Annotated in this window: 12 protein-coding genes; 9 read left to right on the forward strand and 3 right to left on the reverse strand. The window is 66.7% G+C overall.

Annotated elements, in window-relative coordinates:
* The first annotated feature begins 14 nt into the window (after positions 1–14).
* A complete protein-coding gene (locus tag HB724_RS08120; RefSeq protein ID WP_213980411.1) occupies positions 15–887 on the forward strand; it encodes a tyrosine-protein phosphatase in 873 nt (290 codons plus the stop codon).
* A gap of 230 nt (positions 888–1,117) precedes the next feature.
* Here HB724_RS08120 and HB724_RS08125 read toward each other — a convergent pair whose 3' ends face one another.
* The 3 genes from HB724_RS08125 to HB724_RS08135 all read right to left on the reverse strand — a co-directional run bounded on the left by HB724_RS08125 (position 1,118) and on the right by HB724_RS08135 (position 3,356).
* On the reverse strand, positions 1,118–1,336 hold the full coding sequence (locus HB724_RS08125; protein ID WP_213980412.1) for a peptide deformylase: 219 nt from the start codon (positions 1,334–1,336) through the stop codon (positions 1,118–1,120).
* A 230-nt stretch (positions 1,337–1,566) separates the two neighbouring features.
* Complete coding sequence (locus HB724_RS08130) at positions 1,567–2,610, reverse strand: rod shape-determining protein (RefSeq protein WP_213980413.1); 1,044 nt, start codon at positions 2,608–2,610, stop codon at positions 1,567–1,569.
* A 74-nt stretch (positions 2,611–2,684) separates the two neighbouring features.
* Positions 2,685–3,356, reverse strand: a complete 672-nt coding sequence (locus tag HB724_RS08135; protein ID WP_213980414.1) for a spermidine synthase — start codon at positions 3,354–3,356, stop codon at positions 2,685–2,687.
* A 469-nt stretch (positions 3,357–3,825) separates the two neighbouring features.
* Between HB724_RS08135 and HB724_RS08140 the strand changes: the two genes are divergently transcribed.
* From HB724_RS08140 to HB724_RS08175, 8 genes are all read left to right on the forward strand, one after another.
* On the forward strand, positions 3,826–5,196 hold the full coding sequence (locus HB724_RS08140) for a polysaccharide lyase 6 family protein (protein WP_256731388.1): 1,371 nt from the start codon (positions 3,826–3,828) through the stop codon (positions 5,194–5,196).
* Positions 5,193–7,391 carry an alginate lyase family protein gene (locus HB724_RS08145; protein ID WP_213980415.1) on the forward strand — a complete coding sequence of 733 codons (2,199 nt, stop codon included), beginning with the start codon at positions 5,193–5,195 and terminating at the stop codon, positions 7,389–7,391. The genes HB724_RS08140 and HB724_RS08145 overlap by 4 nt, the downstream gene beginning before the upstream one ends.
* A 4-nt stretch (positions 7,392–7,395) precedes the next feature.
* A complete protein-coding gene (locus HB724_RS08150; protein ID WP_213980416.1) occupies positions 7,396–8,691 on the forward strand; it encodes an MFS transporter in 1,296 nt (431 codons plus the stop codon).
* A complete protein-coding gene (locus HB724_RS08155) occupies positions 8,688–9,440 on the forward strand; it encodes a 3-oxoacyl-ACP reductase family protein (RefSeq protein ID WP_213980417.1) in 753 nt (250 codons plus the stop codon). The genes HB724_RS08150 and HB724_RS08155 overlap by 4 nt, the downstream gene beginning before the upstream one ends.
* A 34-nt stretch (positions 9,441–9,474) precedes the next feature.
* Positions 9,475–10,350: a rhamnogalacturonan acetylesterase gene (locus tag HB724_RS08160; protein WP_213980418.1), complete on the forward strand. Its 876-nt coding sequence runs from the start codon at positions 9,475–9,477 to the stop codon at positions 10,348–10,350.
* 160 nt (positions 10,351–10,510) lie between these two features.
* Complete coding sequence (locus tag HB724_RS08165; protein WP_213980419.1) at positions 10,511–13,417, forward strand: TonB-dependent receptor; 2,907 nt, start codon at positions 10,511–10,513, stop codon at positions 13,415–13,417.
* Positions 13,418–13,512: 95 nt separating this feature from the next.
* On the forward strand, positions 13,513–14,259 hold the full coding sequence (locus HB724_RS08170; protein ID WP_213980420.1) for a FadR/GntR family transcriptional regulator: 747 nt from the start codon (positions 13,513–13,515) through the stop codon (positions 14,257–14,259).
* 333 nt (positions 14,260–14,592) lie between these two features.
* Positions 14,593–17,407, forward strand: a 2,815-nt coding sequence (locus HB724_RS08175) for an autotransporter-associated beta strand repeat-containing protein (protein WP_213980421.1), incomplete at its 3' end; no start/stop codon positions are given.

The following is a 17,407-nucleotide window of genomic DNA, read 5'->3' on the forward strand; positions in this document are numbered from 1 at the left end:
AGGGAGAGAGACTGATGCAGACGAAGATCTTCGCCGGCGCGCTCGCCGCGCTCGCTCTCCTGGCCCCTGCCGGCGTTTCGGCGGTGCACGGCCAGGCCCGGGCTACCCAGCAGGCACAGGCCGCGCACGAACGGCTGCTGCCGCTCCAGGGCGGACAGAATTTCCGCGACCTAGGCGGCTATCGCACGCGTACCGGCCGCACCGTGCGCTGGGGCCTGCTCTATCGCTCGGGCGCGATGAACGGGCTGACGGAGGCGGATTTCGCCTATCTCGCCAAGCTCGGTATCCGCACGGTGTGCGATTTCCGCAGCACCGAGGAGCGCACCGCGGCGCCGGTCCGCTGGCCCGGCGGCAAGACGCCGAAGGTTTTCGCGGACGACTATAAGCTGGACATGGGCGGGCTGGATTTCCGCGCCGCCAGAAGCTGGACCGCCGAGCAGGCGCGTTCGATGATGGCGTCGTCCTATCCGGGCACGCTCGAGAAGTTCAATGGCCAGTATCGCCGCATGTTCCAGCAGCTCCTGGCCGGCAATGTGCCGCTCGCCTTCAACTGCTCGGCGGGCAAGGACCGCACCGGCGTCGCCGCCGCGCTGATCCTGACGGCGCTCGACGTGCCGCGCGAGACCGTGATCGAGGACTATCTGCTCAGCAACCGCTATTTCGATCCGAGAAAGGCCGTGGCGGTCGATAGCGGCATCTCGCAGGGGTGGCGGCAGCTCCCTCCCGAAGTCCTGAAGGCGTTCATGGGCGTGGATCGCAGCTATATCGAAGCGGTCTTCCGCGTGATCGACGCGCACCAAGGCGGCACCGAAGGGTATTTGCGCGATGCGCTGGGCCTGCGCCGTGTCGATCTCCTTGCCTTGCGGCAGCGCTATACGATGCGGTGACATCGCGAGCGCGTCCGCAACCGGGCGAACGGGCGTGAGGATTTAATACCTCGACACCTCCTCCGGCCGTTGCCAAAGCCGCCGCCTGCTCGCCGCCGCCCCCATCCTGTTCGTGCTGATGTGGTCGTCCGGCTTCATCGTCGCGCGCGACGGTGCCGCATGCCGCGCCCGAGCTGATCCTCGCCGCGTGGATGGGGCTGGGTATAGGGCTTGCCGGCGTCGCACTGGTTCTAGCGCCGCAGCGGGTACGCCGCGGTGTCGCCCTTCGTCGCCCCTGTCGTCGAGCGCCTCCGCCGCACTTCAGGCAGACGGAAAACGCCGTTCGCCGCGTGCATGGTCTCATACATGTCCGCGGTAATCGCCCTCAGTTCGAAATCGGGGATATCCTCGACCGGCCTGGCCACACGCAGGAGCCGAGGATCGCCCATCTTCAGTATCTCGCGGATCATATCCGTCTCCCGTTCGCGCATGGATATGGCGCCAGGACAACCTTCGGCTCAAGAGCTTGGGAAGTACGCGACGCGGTTTCGCTTACTGGATCAGAAGTAGCTCGCCCGTGCCGTGGTCGCCCGGCTCCGCATGCCGGCATGGGCTTTCGCCGCACCGGCCGATGGATATTCGCCGATCACCGATCTTGAGCTTGCTGTCGGAGATCCAGTCGAACAGCCGCACGTACGCGTCAGGATTCCGCCATCACGCCCCGATAGACCGGATCTTCCAGCGCCTGGCCCGCGCCCAGCGCCACGCAGGTCAGCGCGTTTTCCGCGACAATCACCGGAAGGCCGGTCGCTTCCGCGAGTTCCTCATCGATCCGGGCCAACAGGCTGCCGCCGCCCGTCATGACGATCCCCTGATCGCAGAGGTCCGCGGCCAGTTCCGGTCCCGTCTGCTCCAGTGCGGACCGGACCGTCTGGACGACCTGCCCCACCAGATCGGACAGGAAGCCCGCCACATCGGCCTCGCTCACGACGACCTCCGCCGGGAAGCCGCTGAGGAGGTTCCTCCCCTTCACGCGCATCGATCTGCCATGCCCGTCGGCGGGTGGCCTCGCGGAGCCGATCTCGACCTTGATCCTCTCGGCCGTGGATTCGCCGATCAGGAGGTTGTGCCGGCGCCGGATGCCCGACGTGATCGCCTCATCCATGCGGTCGCCGCCCACCCTGACCGAATTGCTATAGGCGAGACCGCGGAGCGACAGGACAGCCACCTCGGTAGTTCCACCACCGATATCGACGACCATCGCGCCGATCGGCTCGGTCACCGGCAAGCCCGCCCCGATCGCCGCGGCCATCGATTCCTCTATCAGATACACCTTCCCGGCACCGGCGTTGGAGGCGGCCTGCTGGATCGCGCGGCGTTCGACCATGGTGGCGCCGGAGGGAATGCAGATCGCGATGTCGGGGCGGCGCGGCAACCGGCTGCGGCCGCCATGCGCCTTTTCGATAAAATGCTTGATCATCTTTTCCGCGATGTCGACATCGGCGATGACGCCGTCGCGCATCGGCCGGACAGTGCGGATATAATCAGGCGTCTTTCCGAGCATCAGCTTCGCCTCGGCCCCGATGGCGCACACCCGGGAGACCCCATTGAGGGTCTCGATCGCGACGACGGAGGGCTCGTTCAGCACGATGCCCCTGCCCCGAGCATAGACCACGGTGTTCACGGTACCCAGATCGATCGCGATGTCGTTCGACGTGAGGGAGAAGAAGCGGGACAGTCCCATCTGGAGTTCGATCTTTGCTAGGAGGACTTCCGATCACGAGGCGGGCGGGTCGTGCCGGTCCGCGGACAAGCGGCTCAGTCGGGCCTGGAAGCCAGCCAAATCGTGTAGGGCGTGCGCTTTTTGCCGCCAGTTGCGGCGAGCCGAACCTCATCGACCACAAACCCGGCGTTTTCGAGGCGATCGACAAAGGCGTCGTCGCCATAGGCGGACCATATCGCCAGCACGCCGGCCGGGCGCAGCGCGGCATAGGCGGCACGCAGGCCCCAATTGCAGTAGAGACGGTCATTGGCGACATGGATGAAGCCGTCGGGACCATTGTCGACATCGAGCAATATGCCGTCGAAAATCCCCGCCGCGCCCTCGATGACATCGTGCACGTCCCGGATCTCCAGGGAGACGCGCGGATCCGTCAGGTAGCCACCGAAGAGATGCGCCAAGGGGCCATGTGCCCATGCCACTACCTTGGGCACCAGCTCCGCTACGATTACCGAGGTGGTTTCGGGCAAAGCGGACAGGGCCGCGCCCAGGGTGAAGCCCATGCCCAACCCGCCGATGAGCACGCGGTCCGGTTGCGCGCCCATTCGGCGGCAAGCCAGTATCGCCAGCGCCTCTTCGGAGTCGAACGCCTGGCTTCCCATCAGTTCGTCTTCGCCGAACTGGATCGAGAAATCCGGGCCGCGCTGCATCAGGCGCAACTGGCCGCCGCCGGGGATTTCCGCGGTATCGACAAGCTCGATCGGCATCATGATGCCACCGCGCGGACCGTCATCCCCTTGCCGATTTCGCGATCGCCGAACTGGTCCGATTGATTCGTCGATATGCCGCGTGACCGGTCGCCTTGTGCCGTGGGGCCTGAGAATAGCGCATGGATGCCGCGCGTTGGCGATATTGTGATGGAGATGGAGGTTCCTTGGCTTCGATGGTCACTGGTTCGGAAGGAGCAACCTACCGCTCCGACGATGGTCACGTCGCGGAGCTTATGACAAGTCTTTCCTGTTCTCCGGTCCTCTCGCCATGCCGGCGATGCGCGCATGCGGGCACCGGCACGGCCGGATCGGCTATTTCAACATGGCTTCACCTGAAATACCGATTGCGGAAATTTGGTCTAGCACATTGGCATCCAAACTGGCTTGCACATCATGACCCCAACTGGTAGCCCATAGTCATCGGCCAGAAGAGCCGGCGAGTGGGAGGATTCGGGCGTTGCGACTTGGGATGCTAACGGCGGTTGCGCTCGCGATGCTCGTCAGCCCGGCTGAAGCGCGCGATCACCTGATCCGCGATCAGCAAGAATATGCTCGCGCGACGAAGGCGCTCGCCGCCGGGGACCGGATCGTACTCGCCAATGGCGAATGGCGCGACTTCGCGATCCGCTTTTCCGGCGAAGGCACCGAGGCAAAGCCGATCACCCTCACCGCCGAGACGCCGGGCAAGGTCGTCCTCACGGGCCAGTCGAGCCTGCGCATGGCGGGCCGCTATCTGGTCGTCTCGAACCTCGTCTTCCGCGACGGCGCCGCTCCCGGCGAGGAACTGATCGCCTTCCGCGACGGCAGCAAGCGCTGGGCCGAGAATTCGCGCCTCACCGGCATCGTCGTCGACGGCTTCTCCAAGCCCGATAAGGCGAACGCCGATCACTGGGTCGCGCTCTACGGCCGCAACAACCGCGTCGATCATTCGCAGTTCTTCGGCAAGACCAATAGCGGCGCGATGCTCGTCGTGGTGCGCGCGGCGAACGTGCCGCTCGATAACCACCACCGCATCGACCACAATTACTTCGGCCCCCGCCCTGCGCTCGGGGAGAATGGCGGCGAGACGATCCGCATCGGCACCAGCCAGGAATCGCAGAGCGACTCCTTCACCCTGGTCGAGGACAATTATTTCGAGCGCTGCGACGGCGAGGTCGAGATCGTCTCGATCAAGTCGGGCGCCAATATCCTTCGGCGCAACACCGTGGTCGAGAGCCAGGGCGCGTTCGTGCTCCGCCACGGTCACGGCAACCGGATCGAGGACAATGTCTTCTTCGGCAACGGCGTGAAGCACACCGGCGGCATTCGCGTGATCAACCGCCGCCAGACGGTGCGGAACAACTATCTCGAGGGGCTCGCGGGCGCAGATTCGTACAGCGCGATCGCGCTGATGAACGGCGTGCCGAACTCGCCGCTCAATCGCTACGTGCAGGTCGACGACGCGCTGATCGAGCGCAACAGCGTGATCGACTCCGCGCATGTCACGCTCGGCAACGGCGCCGATCAGGAGCTCTCGCTCCCGCCGGTCTCGACGCGCTTCGTCGCCAACCTGTTCGTCAATCGCGACGCCGGCGATCCGTTCGAGGCGCGTTCGGATATCAAGGGCATCGCCTTCACCGGCAACGCCCTGTCCGCCAAAGGGCCCGCCGCCCTGCCGGTCGCGATGGACCGCCGCGCGGTGACGCTCGCGCGCGCCGCCAACGGCCTGCTCTACCCGACCGATCCCGCGCTCGCCCAGGTCGGCGCGCCGCGCACGCTCCAGCCCATCCGCCGCGAGGATACCGGCGTCTCCTGGTATGCCAAGCCCATCCCCTCGCCGCTTCCCGGAACCCTCCAATGACCCGTATCGCCCTGCTCCTCGCCGGCGCCGCCCTGTTCGCCGCCTCCCCTGCACCCGCGCAGACTGCGCCCGGCGCCCAGCCCACGCTCTTCCGCGCCGGCGAGATGGCGGCGACCGCGAAGGAAGCCACCGCCTATCCGCTGTTCGCCGCCGAGCTGAAGCGCGTCCGCAGGGAAGTCGACAAGTCGATCCGGGCCGGCATCGTCGTTCCCGTCCCCAAGGATCCGGGCGGCGGCTACACGCACGAGCAGCACAAGCGGAACTATACCGCGATCTACGGCGCCGGCCTGCTTTACCGGATCACTGGCGAGCGCCGTTATGCCGATTACGTCCGCGCGATGCTGCTCGAATATGCCAGGCTCTACCCGACGCTCGGCAACCATCCGGCGGCGAGCGGCGAGCGACCGGGGCGGCTGTTCTGGCAGAGTCTCAACGACGCGGTCTGGGCGGTCTATGCCGTGCAGGGCTATGACGCGGTGCGCGACATGCTGACCGAGGCCGACCGCGCCACGATCGACGCCGGGGTCTTCCGCCCGATGGCGACCTTCCTCTCGGCCGGCCAAGCCGCGGAATTCGACCAGATCCACAATCACGCCACCTGGGCCTGCGCCGCGGTTGGCATGATCGGCTACACGCTGCGGGATCCGGCCCTGGTCAATGTCGCGCTCAAGGGATTGAAGGGCGACGGCAAGTTCGGCTTCCTCGCTCAGATCGACCAGCTCTTCTCGCCGGACGGCTATTATACCGAAGGCCCCTATTATCAGCGCTACGCGATGCTGCCCTTCGAGCTGTTCGCGCGCTTCATCGAGGCGAACCAGCCCGAGCTGCACATCTTCCAGTATCGCGACGGCGTGCTGCTGAAGGCGATCCGCACCGCGATCCAGACCACCTATGACGGCTATTTCTTCCCGTTCAACGACGCGATGCCCGACAAGAGCCTGCGCACCGACGAACTCTATCAGTCGGTCGCGATCGGCTATCAGGCGACCAAGGATCCGACGCTGCTCTCGATCGCCGAGTGGCAGGGCCGCACCACGCTCACGCCCGACGGCCTCGCGGTTGCGCGCGATCTCGCTGGCGGCAAGGCCAGGCCCTTCCCCTTCGCCTCGCAGTTCCTGAGCGACGGGCCGAAGGGCGAGCTGGGCGGGCTTGCGATCATGCGCGCAGGTCCGGGCGACAAGGACCAGGTGCTCGTTGCCAAGAACAGCGCGATGGGCATGGGCCATGGCCATTTCGACAAGCTGTCGTGGATCCTCTACGACGCCGGCCACCCGATCGTCACCGATTACGGCGCTGCCCGCTTCCTCAATGTCGAGAGCAAGGACGGCGGGCGCTACCTCAAGGAAAACGAGACCTGGGCGAAGCAGACCGTCGCCCACAACACGCTGGTGGTGAACGAGACCAGCAATTTCGGCGGCAAATGGAAGGTCGGCGACAAACTCGCGCCCAAGCAGCTCTTCTGGTCGAGCGACGCCCGCGGCACGATCAGCACCGCCGAGATGGCAGGCGCCTGGCCCGGCATCCGCTACCGCCGCACCCTTGTCCAGCTCCCGGTCGAGGGTGGCGAAAGCCCGCTGATCGTCGACCTCCTGGACGTCGCCGGCGACAAGCCCGCCACCTACGACCTGCCGCTCCATTATGCCGGGCAAATCACCGACATTTCCTTCCCGCTCCTGTCGAACACCGCCGAGCGGCCGGTGCTGGGCAAGGCCAATGGCTATCAGCACATCTGGGTCGATGCGACGGGCACGCCGGGCGCGGACGATGCCGCGGTCACCTGGATCAACGACAGCCGCTTCTACACCTATCGCATGCTCCCGCCCGCCGGGGCGAGCGTGATCCTGGGCGAGAGCGGCGCCAATGATCCGCACTTCAACCTGCGCCGCGAGCCGATGCTGATCGAGCGGGTGACCGGCGCCGCGAATGTCCAGTTCGTCAACCTGCTCGAACCGCACGGCAATTATGACGCTTCCGAGGAGAAGACCACCGCCAGCCGGAGCCGCGTCAAGCACCTCGGTCATGTCCGCACCGCCGATGCCGATCTGGTGACGATCGACTTCGCCGACGGCGGCCGCGTCACGCTCGCCATCGCCTTCTCGGCCGATGCGAACGCGGCGCACAGCGCCTCGGTCGACGGCCGGAAGCTCGACTGGAAGGGCCATTTCGCCCGGTTCGACGCGGCGAAGGGAAACTGAGGCAATGCCCCGGATCAAGGGCTTGCGCTGGTTCGTCATCGCGCTGATCGGCTGCGTCACCGTCATCAACTATATCGATCGCAACGCGCTAGCGGTGATGTGGCCCGCAGTCTCCAAGGAGATCGGCGCGGACAAGGCGGATTACGCGCTGCTCGTTACCGTGTTCATGATCGCCTATGCGGTCGGCCAGTCGCTGTTCGGGAAGCTGCTCGACCGGATCGGCACGCGGATGGGATTCACGCTCGCCATCGCGATCTGGTCGGTGTCGATCGGGCTCCATGCGCTGGTCCGCTCGCTCGGCGCCCTTCTCTTCTTCCGCGCGACCCTCGGCGTCAGCGAGGCTGGCAACTGGCCCGGCGCGGTCAAGGCCAACGCCCTCTGGTTCCCGCCGCAGGAGCGCGCCTTCGCGCAGGGCATCTTCAATGCCGGCGCGGCGATCGGCGCGATCATCGCCGCGCCGGCGGTGGCCGGGCTCTACGCGGCCTTTGGCTGGCGGATGACCTTCCTGCTTGTCGGCATGCTCGGGCTGCTCTGGCTCGTGCCCTGGCTGTTCCTCTATCGCGGCGATCCCGATCGCCACCCCTGGCTGAGCCCCGAGGAGCGCGCGCATATCGCGCACCGTCCCGCCGCCGATAGCCCGGACGCGGCGGCGCCCGCCCCCGGCATGCTCGCGCTGCTGCGATATCGCCAGAGCTGGGCGATCCTGCTCGCGCGCTTCTTCCTCGATCCGGTCTGGTGGCTGTTCGTCTCGTGGCTGCCGATTTATCTGGCCGACACCTTCCACTTCAACGTCGCGCAGATCGGCCTGTTCGGCTGGGTGCCGTTCGTCGGCGCGATGCTCGGCAGCCTCGGCGGCGGCTGGTTCTCGGGCCTGCTCATCGCGCGCGGCTGGACCGCGCTCGCCGCGCGCAAGCTCGCCATCGCGATCGGCTGCGTGATCATGATGCCCGCGCTGCTGCTCACTGCCCAGGCCGCGACCCCGCTCATCGCGGTGCTGCTGATCGCGGTGATCCTGTTCGGTTTCCAGGTCGCGATCAACAACATCCAGACCATGCCGGGCGACTATTTCGCCGGCGGCGCCGTCGGCAGCCTCGCCGGCATCAGCGGCACCGCGGCGGTGGCCGGCACCCTCATCACGACCTGGCTCGTCCCGGTCATGACCCGGCAGAGCTATGCACCGATCTTCGCGCTCGCCGCGGCGATCGTCCCGCTCTCGCTGCTCGCCATCCTGCTCCTCGGACGCGGCATGCCGCGTGCCGGGGGCATCCCCTCGACTGAACAGCAACGGAACCCAGCATGAAATTGAAGGACAAGGTCGCCATCGTAACGGGCGGCGGACGCGACATCGGCAAGTCGGTTTCGCTGCAACTCGCGGCGCAAGGCGCCAAGGTCGCGGTCAACTATCGCGGCGACGCGGAAGCGGCCCAGGCCACCGTCGCCGAGATCGAGGCCGCGGGCGGCACCGCGATCCTCGTCCAGGCGGACGTGACCCGGCTCGGGGACGTGCAGAAGCTGGTCGACGCGACCGTCTCCGCCTTCGGCCAGCGCATCGACGTGCTGGTCAATGTTGCGGGCGGCATGGTCGCGCGCAAGACGCTGGCGGACATGGACGAGGCGTTCTTCGACCATGTCATGGAGCTGAACCTCAAATCGGCCTTCCTCGTCACCAAGGCGGTGCTGCCGCATCTCGGCGAGGGCAGCGCGATCGTGAACCTCTCCTCGCTCGCCGGCCGCGACGGCGGCGGTCCGGGTGCCTCGATCTACGCGACCGCCAAGGGCGCGCTGATGAGTTTCACCCGCAGCCTCGCCAAGGAGCTCGGGCCGCAGGGCATCCGCGTCAACGCGCTCTGCCCCGGCCTGATCGGCACGAGCTTCCACGACATTTTCTCCAAGCCCGAGGGCCGCAAGGCGACGGCGGGCAACACGCCGCTGCGCCGCGAGGGGCATCCGGACGAAGTCGCCTCGGCGGTCGTCTTCCTCGCGTCGAGCGACGCCGCGTTCGTCACCGGCGTCAATCTGGACATCAACGGCGGCCTCGCCTTCTCCTGAGGGAAGGACGGGAGCCGCAATCGGGGAGGTAAGCATGCTGAAAATTGCGATCACTCTGGCCGCGCTGGCGGCCGTGCCGGGGGCGGCCCTCGCCCAGTCCGAGGCGCAGCCGCCGCTCGAAAAGCGCGAGAAGCGCGTCGATGCGCCGCCGATCTCGGCCTACAAGATCATCCTGGTCGGCGATTCCACCATGGCGCCGGGCAGCGGCTGGGCCTCGGTCTTCTGCGCCTATCACGTCAAGTCGAGCGTCGCCTGCCTGAACCTCGGCCGCGGCGGCCGCTCGACCCGCAGCTATCGCGCCGAGGGCTCGTGGGCGATCGCGCTCAACGAGGCGAAGGTCGGCGGCTACAAGGCCACCTACGTCCTCATCCAGTTCGCCCATAACGACCAGTCGACCAAGGCCGAGCGCTGGACGGACCTCGCCACCGAGTTCCCCGCGAACCTGCGCCAGATGGTGAGCGAAGTGCGGGCGGCCGGCGCCGTTCCGGTGCTGGTGACTCCGCTCACGCGCCGCGAGTTCCGCGACGGCAAGCTCAACAACACGCTGGCCGCCTGGGCGAACGAAGCTCGCAAGGTGGCGAGCGAGACGCGGACGCCGATCCTCGAGCTCAATCGCGACAGCGCCAAGGCGGTGGAGGAACTGGGTGCCGCGGATGCGACGTCGCTGGCGATGGCGCCGCCCGCGGCCGACGAACTCAAGGCCGCCCGGGCCGGCACCACGCTGCGCCCGCGCCCGGCGCCCCAGATCCCCCCTTCGGACGACATGCCCAAGATCGGTCCGCGTGGCCGGGTCACGCCCAAGTTCGACTACACGCATGTCGGCGAAGCCGGGGCGAAGGTCTTCTCGAAGATCGTCGCCTATGACCTGGCGGTCGCGGTTCCGGAGCTTCGCAGCCAGCTGCTTCCCTGAGGACTCCGTTCCTGGAGGCGCGGATTCCGGTTCGTCCGCGCCTCCCTTCTTTCAGCCGGCCCGGCCAACCGGATTGCATAATTGGTATTTGCTTGCATTGACATGCAAGCCGAAATTGGCCCATATAATTGGTATAAAAATAACCTAGGGGAGGAATTGGATGACGAACGTCACCAACCATGGATTCGCGCGCGGCCTGGATAGGGTGCGCCTGGCGCTGCTGGCCGGAGCTTCGATCGCGGCGGTGATCGGCGCCGCGCCTGCCTGGGCGCAGGACACCGTTCCGGCGCCGGCCGAGGCGCCGACAGCCACCCCCGCACCCACCGAGGTCCAGGAGGAGGAGAACGCCGCGATCGTCGTCACCGGCGTCCGCGAGACGATCCAGACCTCGATCCAGGAAAAGCGCAATTCCGATTCGATCGTCGACGCGGTCTCCTCCAAGGAGATCGGCGAACTGCCCGGCCAGTCTGTCGGCGAAGTGATCGCGACGATCACCGGCGCCTCGATCGACCGCTCCAACTACGGCCCCACCGAAGTCTCGATCCGCGGCCTCGGCTCGGGTCTCAGCATGACCACCTTCAACGGACGCGAGGCGACCAACGGCTCGGGCGACCGCGCGGTGAATTTCGGCCAGTTCCCGTCCGAGCTGTTCAACGCGATCAAGATCTACAAGACCCAGCAGGCGAACCTGATCGAGGGCGGCGTCGCGGGCCTGATCGAGCTGGAGACGCGCAAGCCGCTCGATTACAAGCGGCGCCAACTCCAGGCCGAGATCAAGGGCAACTACAATCCCTATCAGGATCGCATCGCCGGCCGGAGCCCTTACGGCTATCGCGCCACGGTCAGCTATATCGACCAGTTCAACGCCGGTTCGCTCGGCGATATCGGCATCTCGATCGGCTATCAGCGCAACGATGTGAGCGATCCGGTCGAGCGTTTCTATACCAGTTCGACCTGGTTCACCTGCAACGCCGCGGTCGTCTCGACGGCGAACTGCACCGAGGTCACGCGCCAGCAGGGCAATGCGGGGACGCCCTATTTCCACGCATCCAATTCCTACGCCTATCGGCAGATGATCACGTCGGATCTGCGCAACGCGGTGTTCGGCGCGCTCCAGTGGCAGCCCAGCCCGACGCTCGACATCAATTTCGACGTCCAATATTCGCGCCGCCAATATAGCGAGGCGCGCAACGACTTCGGCACGGCCGAGGGCCGCTACAATCTCCACAATGTCGAGATCGGCGACAATCACGAGCTGCTCTCGGCGGACGGTTCGGCGACGCTGCAGACCCTTTCCGGCCTGTTCAAGCGCGACGAGAAATATCTCGGCCTGGGCGGGAATATCGAATGGCAGCCGACCGACCGGCTGGCCCTCACCGCCGATTTCGGCTATTCGCATACCAAGCGCCTGGACATCACTCGCCAGGTGCGGCTGCGCACCGATCCGTTCGACATCTACGGCGTGCGCACGCCGATCAACAACCAGCGCATCCCCTATCATGTCGACCTGAGCCAGAGCTTCCTGCCGGTCTTCACCTATGATTCGCGCTTCGATCCGACCGACTACGACGCCTTCAGCGACGATGCCCGGCTGACCCGCTCGCAGGACGGCCGCGACGACGAGATCTATGCCGGGCGCCTGGATGCCAGCTACAAGCTCGACGGCTTCATCGAGCACGTCGATATCGGCGCGCGCTGGGCGCAGCGCAAATTCTTCGGCTACAGCAACGACGTCAACATCGACCAGACCGATCCGGCGGTCGATCGCGACGTCAACCTCGCCTGCCGCACGCCCTTCGCCGAACGCAGCTTCTTCTCGGACGCGCCGAGCCCGGCCATCACCAGCTACGCGACCTTCGACGTGCTCTGCCAGTTCCGCAACTATCTAGGCACCGAGGATCCCGGCAACAGCGGCGATCTGCGCGCGGTGGAGAATGCGGACGTCACCGAGCAGACCCTGGCGGGCTATGCGATGGCGACCTATTCGGGCCATCTGGGCAATATCCCCGTGCGCGGCAATTTCGGCGTGCGCGGCGTCCATACCGAAGTCACCGCACGCGGCCTGCGCAGCGGCCTCGACGTGATCGACAATCCCGACGGCACGATCAGCCTGCGCGAGAACGGCGACTTCACGAACACCGAGATCAAGTCGAGCTCGATGCGCTGGCTGCCGAGCCTCAACGCGATCTTCGACCTTTCGGACAAGACGCGCGTGCGTGCCGGCATCTATCGCGCCATGTCGCGCCCGGCGCCCAGCGCGCTCGGCGCCGGGCGCCAGATCACGCTGGAGACCGGCACCGGCTTCACTTCGGTCACCGACGCGATCAACTCGATCATCGCCACCGGCAGCCCGCGCCTGAAGCCGACCATGTCGTGGAATGGCGACCTGGCGTTCGAATATTATGCCAACAAGGACACGCTGATCGCCGCGACGGTCTATTACAAGCGCTTCACCGGCGGCAGGATCCCGATCGAGGCCGACGAGGATTTCCTGATCGGCGGCGAAAACTATTCAGTGCCGGTCACCCAGACCACCAACAGCAAGGACCAGAGCGACCTCTACGGCCTCGAGCTGACGCTTTCGAACCAGTTCACCTGGCTTCCCCACCCCCTGGACGGGCTGGGTGCGAAGCTGAGCTACAATTACGCCTGGTCGAACTTCGAGACGCAGGACATCCGCTATGGCGACGTGGTCGACAGCGCGAGCGGCGAGGTCACTCCGGGCCTGATCCCCGCCGCGAGCCTCAGCGGCTATTCGAAGCACGTCTTCTCGGCGCAGGTGTTCTACGAGATCGGCCCGGTCTCGCTGCAGGGCATCTATCGCTATCGCTCGCGCTATTATCAGGCATTCACCAGCGACAATACGCAGCTGCGCTACGTGGAAGGCAATGACACGTTCGACGTGAACCTGCGCTATCAGCTTACCAAAGAGGCCGATATCCGCTTCCAGGCGCTCAATATCTTCAACGAGCCGCGAGTCGAATACATGCCGGTCGTCGGCAGCACTCGAAACGTGGAATATTATGGCCCGCAATATTTCCTCAGCCTGCGGCTTCGCTTGCGGTAACCGGGGTCAGCGGGATCGTGTGGACCAATTGCCTATTCCAAATGGAGGCGGCCTGGGGCATGTCAGGCGCCCCATCCAATTGAATTGAGGACAACATGGCCGAACGCCGTCTCTTCCAGGATATCGCCGAGCGCATCGCCGCGATGATCGCGGAGGGCGCTTTCCCTCCCGGCTCGCGCCTGCCCGGCGAGCGGGAGATGGCGGAGCGGCTCGGCGTGAGCCGCGTCACCATCCGCGAGGCCGAGATCGCGCTGCAGGCGCAGGGGCTGCTGCGGATCAAGACCGGCTCGGGCGTCTATGTGTGCGATCCCGGCGAGCAGAGCGCCGCCGCCCTGCCGGTGGTCAGCGCGTTCGAGCTCACCGAGGCGCGCTCGCTGTTCGAATCGGAGGCTGCGGCCCTGGCCGCGCCGACCATCAGCGACGAGCAACTCCAGGTGCTCGAATCGCTCGTCGCCGAAATGTCGGAGGCAGACGACGGCAGCCCTGCCGCCACCGAGGCGGACCGGGCCTTCCACCTCACGATCGCCTCGGCCTCGGGCAATCATGCGATCATGTTCGTCATCAACACGCTATGGCGCATGCGCACCGAGATCCCGGAGATCTGCGCGCTGCATGCCTCGGTCTGCGGCCATGACGAGGACAGCCGGCATGACGAGCACGCGGCCGTGCTCGAAGCGCTCAAGAACCGCGATTCCGCCGCGGCGCGCACCGCGATGCGCAAGCATTTCAGCCGCTTGCTCGAAGCGATGCTGAACGCATCGGAAGAGAAGGAAATCCTGGAGCTGCGCCGCAGGGCGGAGGCCAGCCGCAACCGCTTCCTGATAAGCGCCCAGCTCTCCTGATCCGATCCTCTCGGTCGTTTCGTTCTGCTGCCCCATGGCTGCGGTCGTAGTTGCGCCCCTCCATCTGGTATGCACATTTGTATACCAGATTTGCCTAACCAAAGTGTTGACTCTGGATCTAAGATCTGGCCTTATCCCTCTTAATTGACCGGCACCTGCCCCAAGGGGCGGCATAAGCTGGCGAACAGGAGAGGGATGCTGGATGCGGATGCGAAGATAGCCGCGCTCGAATAGTGCCTGCGGCCGGCGAGCCCGCCGCTCATGACAAATCAGAAGACGGCCAGACGACTGGCCTCAGCCAAAGCAGTCCATGCCGCGGTGGGAGGGTGATCCATGACTTTTCCGGTTCGCACGCGCGGCCTGCGCAAGCGCCTGCTCCTTTCGGCCTGTTTCGTGGCGCTGCCCGGCGCGGCCTATGCCCAGGACACGACGGTCCCGCCCTCGCGCACGAACGCGCTGAACATGGATGGCAGCGACACGCTGACCGTCGCGGAGACCGGCACTTTCCAGGTTTCGGGCAACCAGGCGGTCAACATCAATGGCGCGAGCTCGGGAACCGGCATCGTCATCACCAACGACGGCACCATCGAGGCCGTCGCCACCACAGCTTCGAACGGCCGCGCGATCAGCGGCAGCACCGATTTCCCGGACCGCACGGTCACGATCGTCAATCGCGGCCTGATCCGCGGCGGCAACGATGCGATCCGGCTGAGCGAAAGCACCGCGGGCGGCGATTCGGGCGTGGTCACGATCGACAATAGCGGCACGATCGTCAGCACCGGCCTTGACGGCTCCGGCGCGCAGGCCCAGCAGGCGCAGGGCGTCGACGTGACCGTCACCGGGGTCACGCTCAACCTGACCAACCGCGCGGGCGGCACGATCAGCGGATCGCAGGGCGTGGTGAGCTCGGCGACGATCAATCTCGTGAATGCCGGAACCATCACGGGAACCGGCGCGACATCGGGCCAGGGCGAAGGCGTGCGCGGCACCACCGGCGCCACCCTGAACCTGACCAACGAGGCCACCGGCGTCATCACCGGTCTTTACGGCATCATCGGCACCGGCAACACGACGATCGTCAACCGCGGGACGATCAGCGGCAGCGACGGCGGCACGGGCTCGCCGACGCGCGAGGGCATCCGGATCAATCTCAGCGCGACCAGCACGCTCAACAACATCACCCTCGCCGCGGGCAGCATGACCAGCGCCGGCACGGGCGCCGGCGCCTCCGGCAACGCCGTCGTCTTCGGCGGCAGCGGCGTGGCGGGCACGGTGAACACGCTGACGATCGAGACCGGCGCCGGCATCGATGGCGGCGTCGCGGGCGCCCCCGCGAGCGGGGTGGAGGACATCCTCAATCTGACCGGCACGGGATCGCAGATCCTGGGCACCGCGACCGGATTCGACACGCTGAACGTCCAGGGCGGCACCTGGGGGATCACCAGCACGCAGACGCTGCGCAACGGCGCCACGATCGCGGCCGGCGCGACGCTGCGCTACGACGATCTGGATGCCAGTTCGGGCGGCTATGTCGCCGGGACCATCGCCAATAACGGCACGCTGATCGTCAATCGCACCCGCACCATAACGCATAACGGCGCGATGAGCGGCACCGGCGGGTTGCAGATCGTCAACAGCGGCACGCTCGTCCTCGGCACCGCCAACAGCTATTCCGGCGACACGCTGATCGGCGACGGACGCCTGCGCACGGGCCAGCTCGCCGACAGCTTCTCGGCCAATTCCGCCGTGACGGTGACCGGCAACGGCATCCTCGACCTCAACGACATGACCCAGGATTCCGACGGCAACGACGCGCCGGTCGGCCGGGACCAGACCATCGCCAATCTCTCGGGCGATGGCGCGGTGCGCCTCGGCCAGTTGAACGGCGCGACGCTCACCACCGGCGCCGCCGGCGGCAATACCGTCTTCTCGGGCGTGATGAGCCAGCTCGGCGGGCTGACCAAGATCGGCACCGGCAGGATGACCCTTTCGGGCGACAACACCGCCACCGGCCTGCTCGCGCTCGACGGCGGCGAGATCGCGCTGTCGGGCCGCTGGGCCGGAGCGGCGGCGATGGCGAGCGGAACGACCCTCAGCGGCGCCGGCAGCATCGGCGGCGTGCTCACGGTCGGCGATGCGGCCATCGCGCCGGGCAATGACGGCGTCGGCACGCTTTCGACCGCCGGGCTCGTGCTCTCCTCGGGCTCGGTCCTGAACTATCAGCTCGCCGCGCCCGGCACCGGAGACCGCATCGACGTCGCCGGCGACCTGACGCTCGACGGCACGCTGAACATCGCCGATGTCGGCGGCTTCGGCGAAGGCGTCTACCGCCTGATCGACTATAGCGGGGCGCTCACCGACAACGGGCTGGTGGTCGGTGGCGTGCCGAGCGGCGCCAATGGCGGGCTGATGACCATCCAGACCTCGGTCGCGACCCAGGTGAACCTGGTCTATGGAACGCCGGAGGCGACCACGATCCAGTTCTGGGACGGCGCGGGCGCCTCCGGAAACGGGGCGGTCGAAGGCGGCAGCGGTAGCTGGATCAACGGCCTGCCGAACTGGGCGGATGCCGACGGTGCCGCGAACAGCGCCTGGGCCGGTGCGTTCGGCGTGTTCCAGGGCGCGGCGGGCACCGTCACGGTCGACGACGCGATCGTCTTAACCGGCGCGCAGTTCATGACCGACGGCTATGCGATCGCTTCGGGCACCGGCACGCTGACGACCGACACGGCGCTCACCAATATCCGCGTCGATCCCGGCGTCACCGCGACGATCGGCGCGGGCATCGGCGGCACCGGCGGGCTGGTCAAGAACGACGCCGGTACGCTGATCCTGGCGGGCGCCAACAGCTATGGCGGCGCGACCAACATCCTGGGCGGCACCGTCGTGGTGCTGAGCGGCTCGGCGATTCCGGCAACGAGCGCCGTCGCCATCGCCTCGGGCGCAACGCTCGACATCCGTGCCGACCAGGCGATCGGCGGCCTCAACGGCGCGGGCCAGGTCCTGCTCGGCGCGACGCTGACGACCGGCGGGCTCGGCGGCACCGATAGTTTCACCGGGACGCTGAGCGGCGCCGGCGGGCTGATCAAGACCGGAGCGGGCACGACGACGCTCGGCGGCGCGAACAGCTATGCCGGCCCGACCAAGG

The sequence above is a fragment of the Sphingomonas sp. dw_22 genome, assembly GCF_018449795.1.
Lineage (GTDB): Bacteria > Pseudomonadota > Alphaproteobacteria > Sphingomonadales > Sphingomonadaceae > Sphingomonas.

Excerpts from the sequence above, each read along its gene's own strand:
- HB724_RS08170 (WP_213980420.1), top strand. The coding sequence starts at position 13,513 with ATGGCCGAACGCCGTCTCTTCCAGGATATCGCCGAGCGCATCGCCGCG.
- HB724_RS08145 (WP_213980415.1), top strand. The coding sequence starts at position 5,193 with ATGACCCGTATCGCCCTGCTCCTCGCCGGCGCCGCCCTGTTCGCCGCC.
- HB724_RS08140 (WP_256731388.1), top strand. The coding sequence starts at position 3,826 with ATGCTAACGGCGGTTGCGCTCGCGATGCTCGTCAGCCCGGCTGAAGCG.
- HB724_RS08160 (WP_213980418.1), top strand. The coding sequence starts at position 9,475 with ATGCTGAAAATTGCGATCACTCTGGCCGCGCTGGCGGCCGTGCCGGGG.
- HB724_RS08130 (WP_213980413.1), bottom strand. The coding sequence starts at position 2,610 with ATGGGACTGTCCCGCTTCTTCTCCCTCACGTCGAACGACATCGCGATC.
- HB724_RS08155 (WP_213980417.1), top strand. The coding sequence starts at position 8,688 with ATGAAATTGAAGGACAAGGTCGCCATCGTAACGGGCGGCGGACGCGAC.
- HB724_RS08165 (WP_213980419.1), top strand. The coding sequence starts at position 10,511 with ATGACGAACGTCACCAACCATGGATTCGCGCGCGGCCTGGATAGGGTG.
- HB724_RS08120 (WP_213980411.1), top strand. The coding sequence starts at position 15 with ATGCAGACGAAGATCTTCGCCGGCGCGCTCGCCGCGCTCGCTCTCCTG.
- HB724_RS08125 (WP_213980412.1), bottom strand. The coding sequence starts at position 1,336 with ATGATCCGCGAGATACTGAAGATGGGCGATCCTCGGCTCCTGCGTGTG.
- HB724_RS08135 (WP_213980414.1), bottom strand. The coding sequence starts at position 3,356 with ATGATGCCGATCGAGCTTGTCGATACCGCGGAAATCCCCGGCGGCGGC.
- HB724_RS08150 (WP_213980416.1), top strand. The coding sequence starts at position 7,396 with ATGCCCCGGATCAAGGGCTTGCGCTGGTTCGTCATCGCGCTGATCGGC.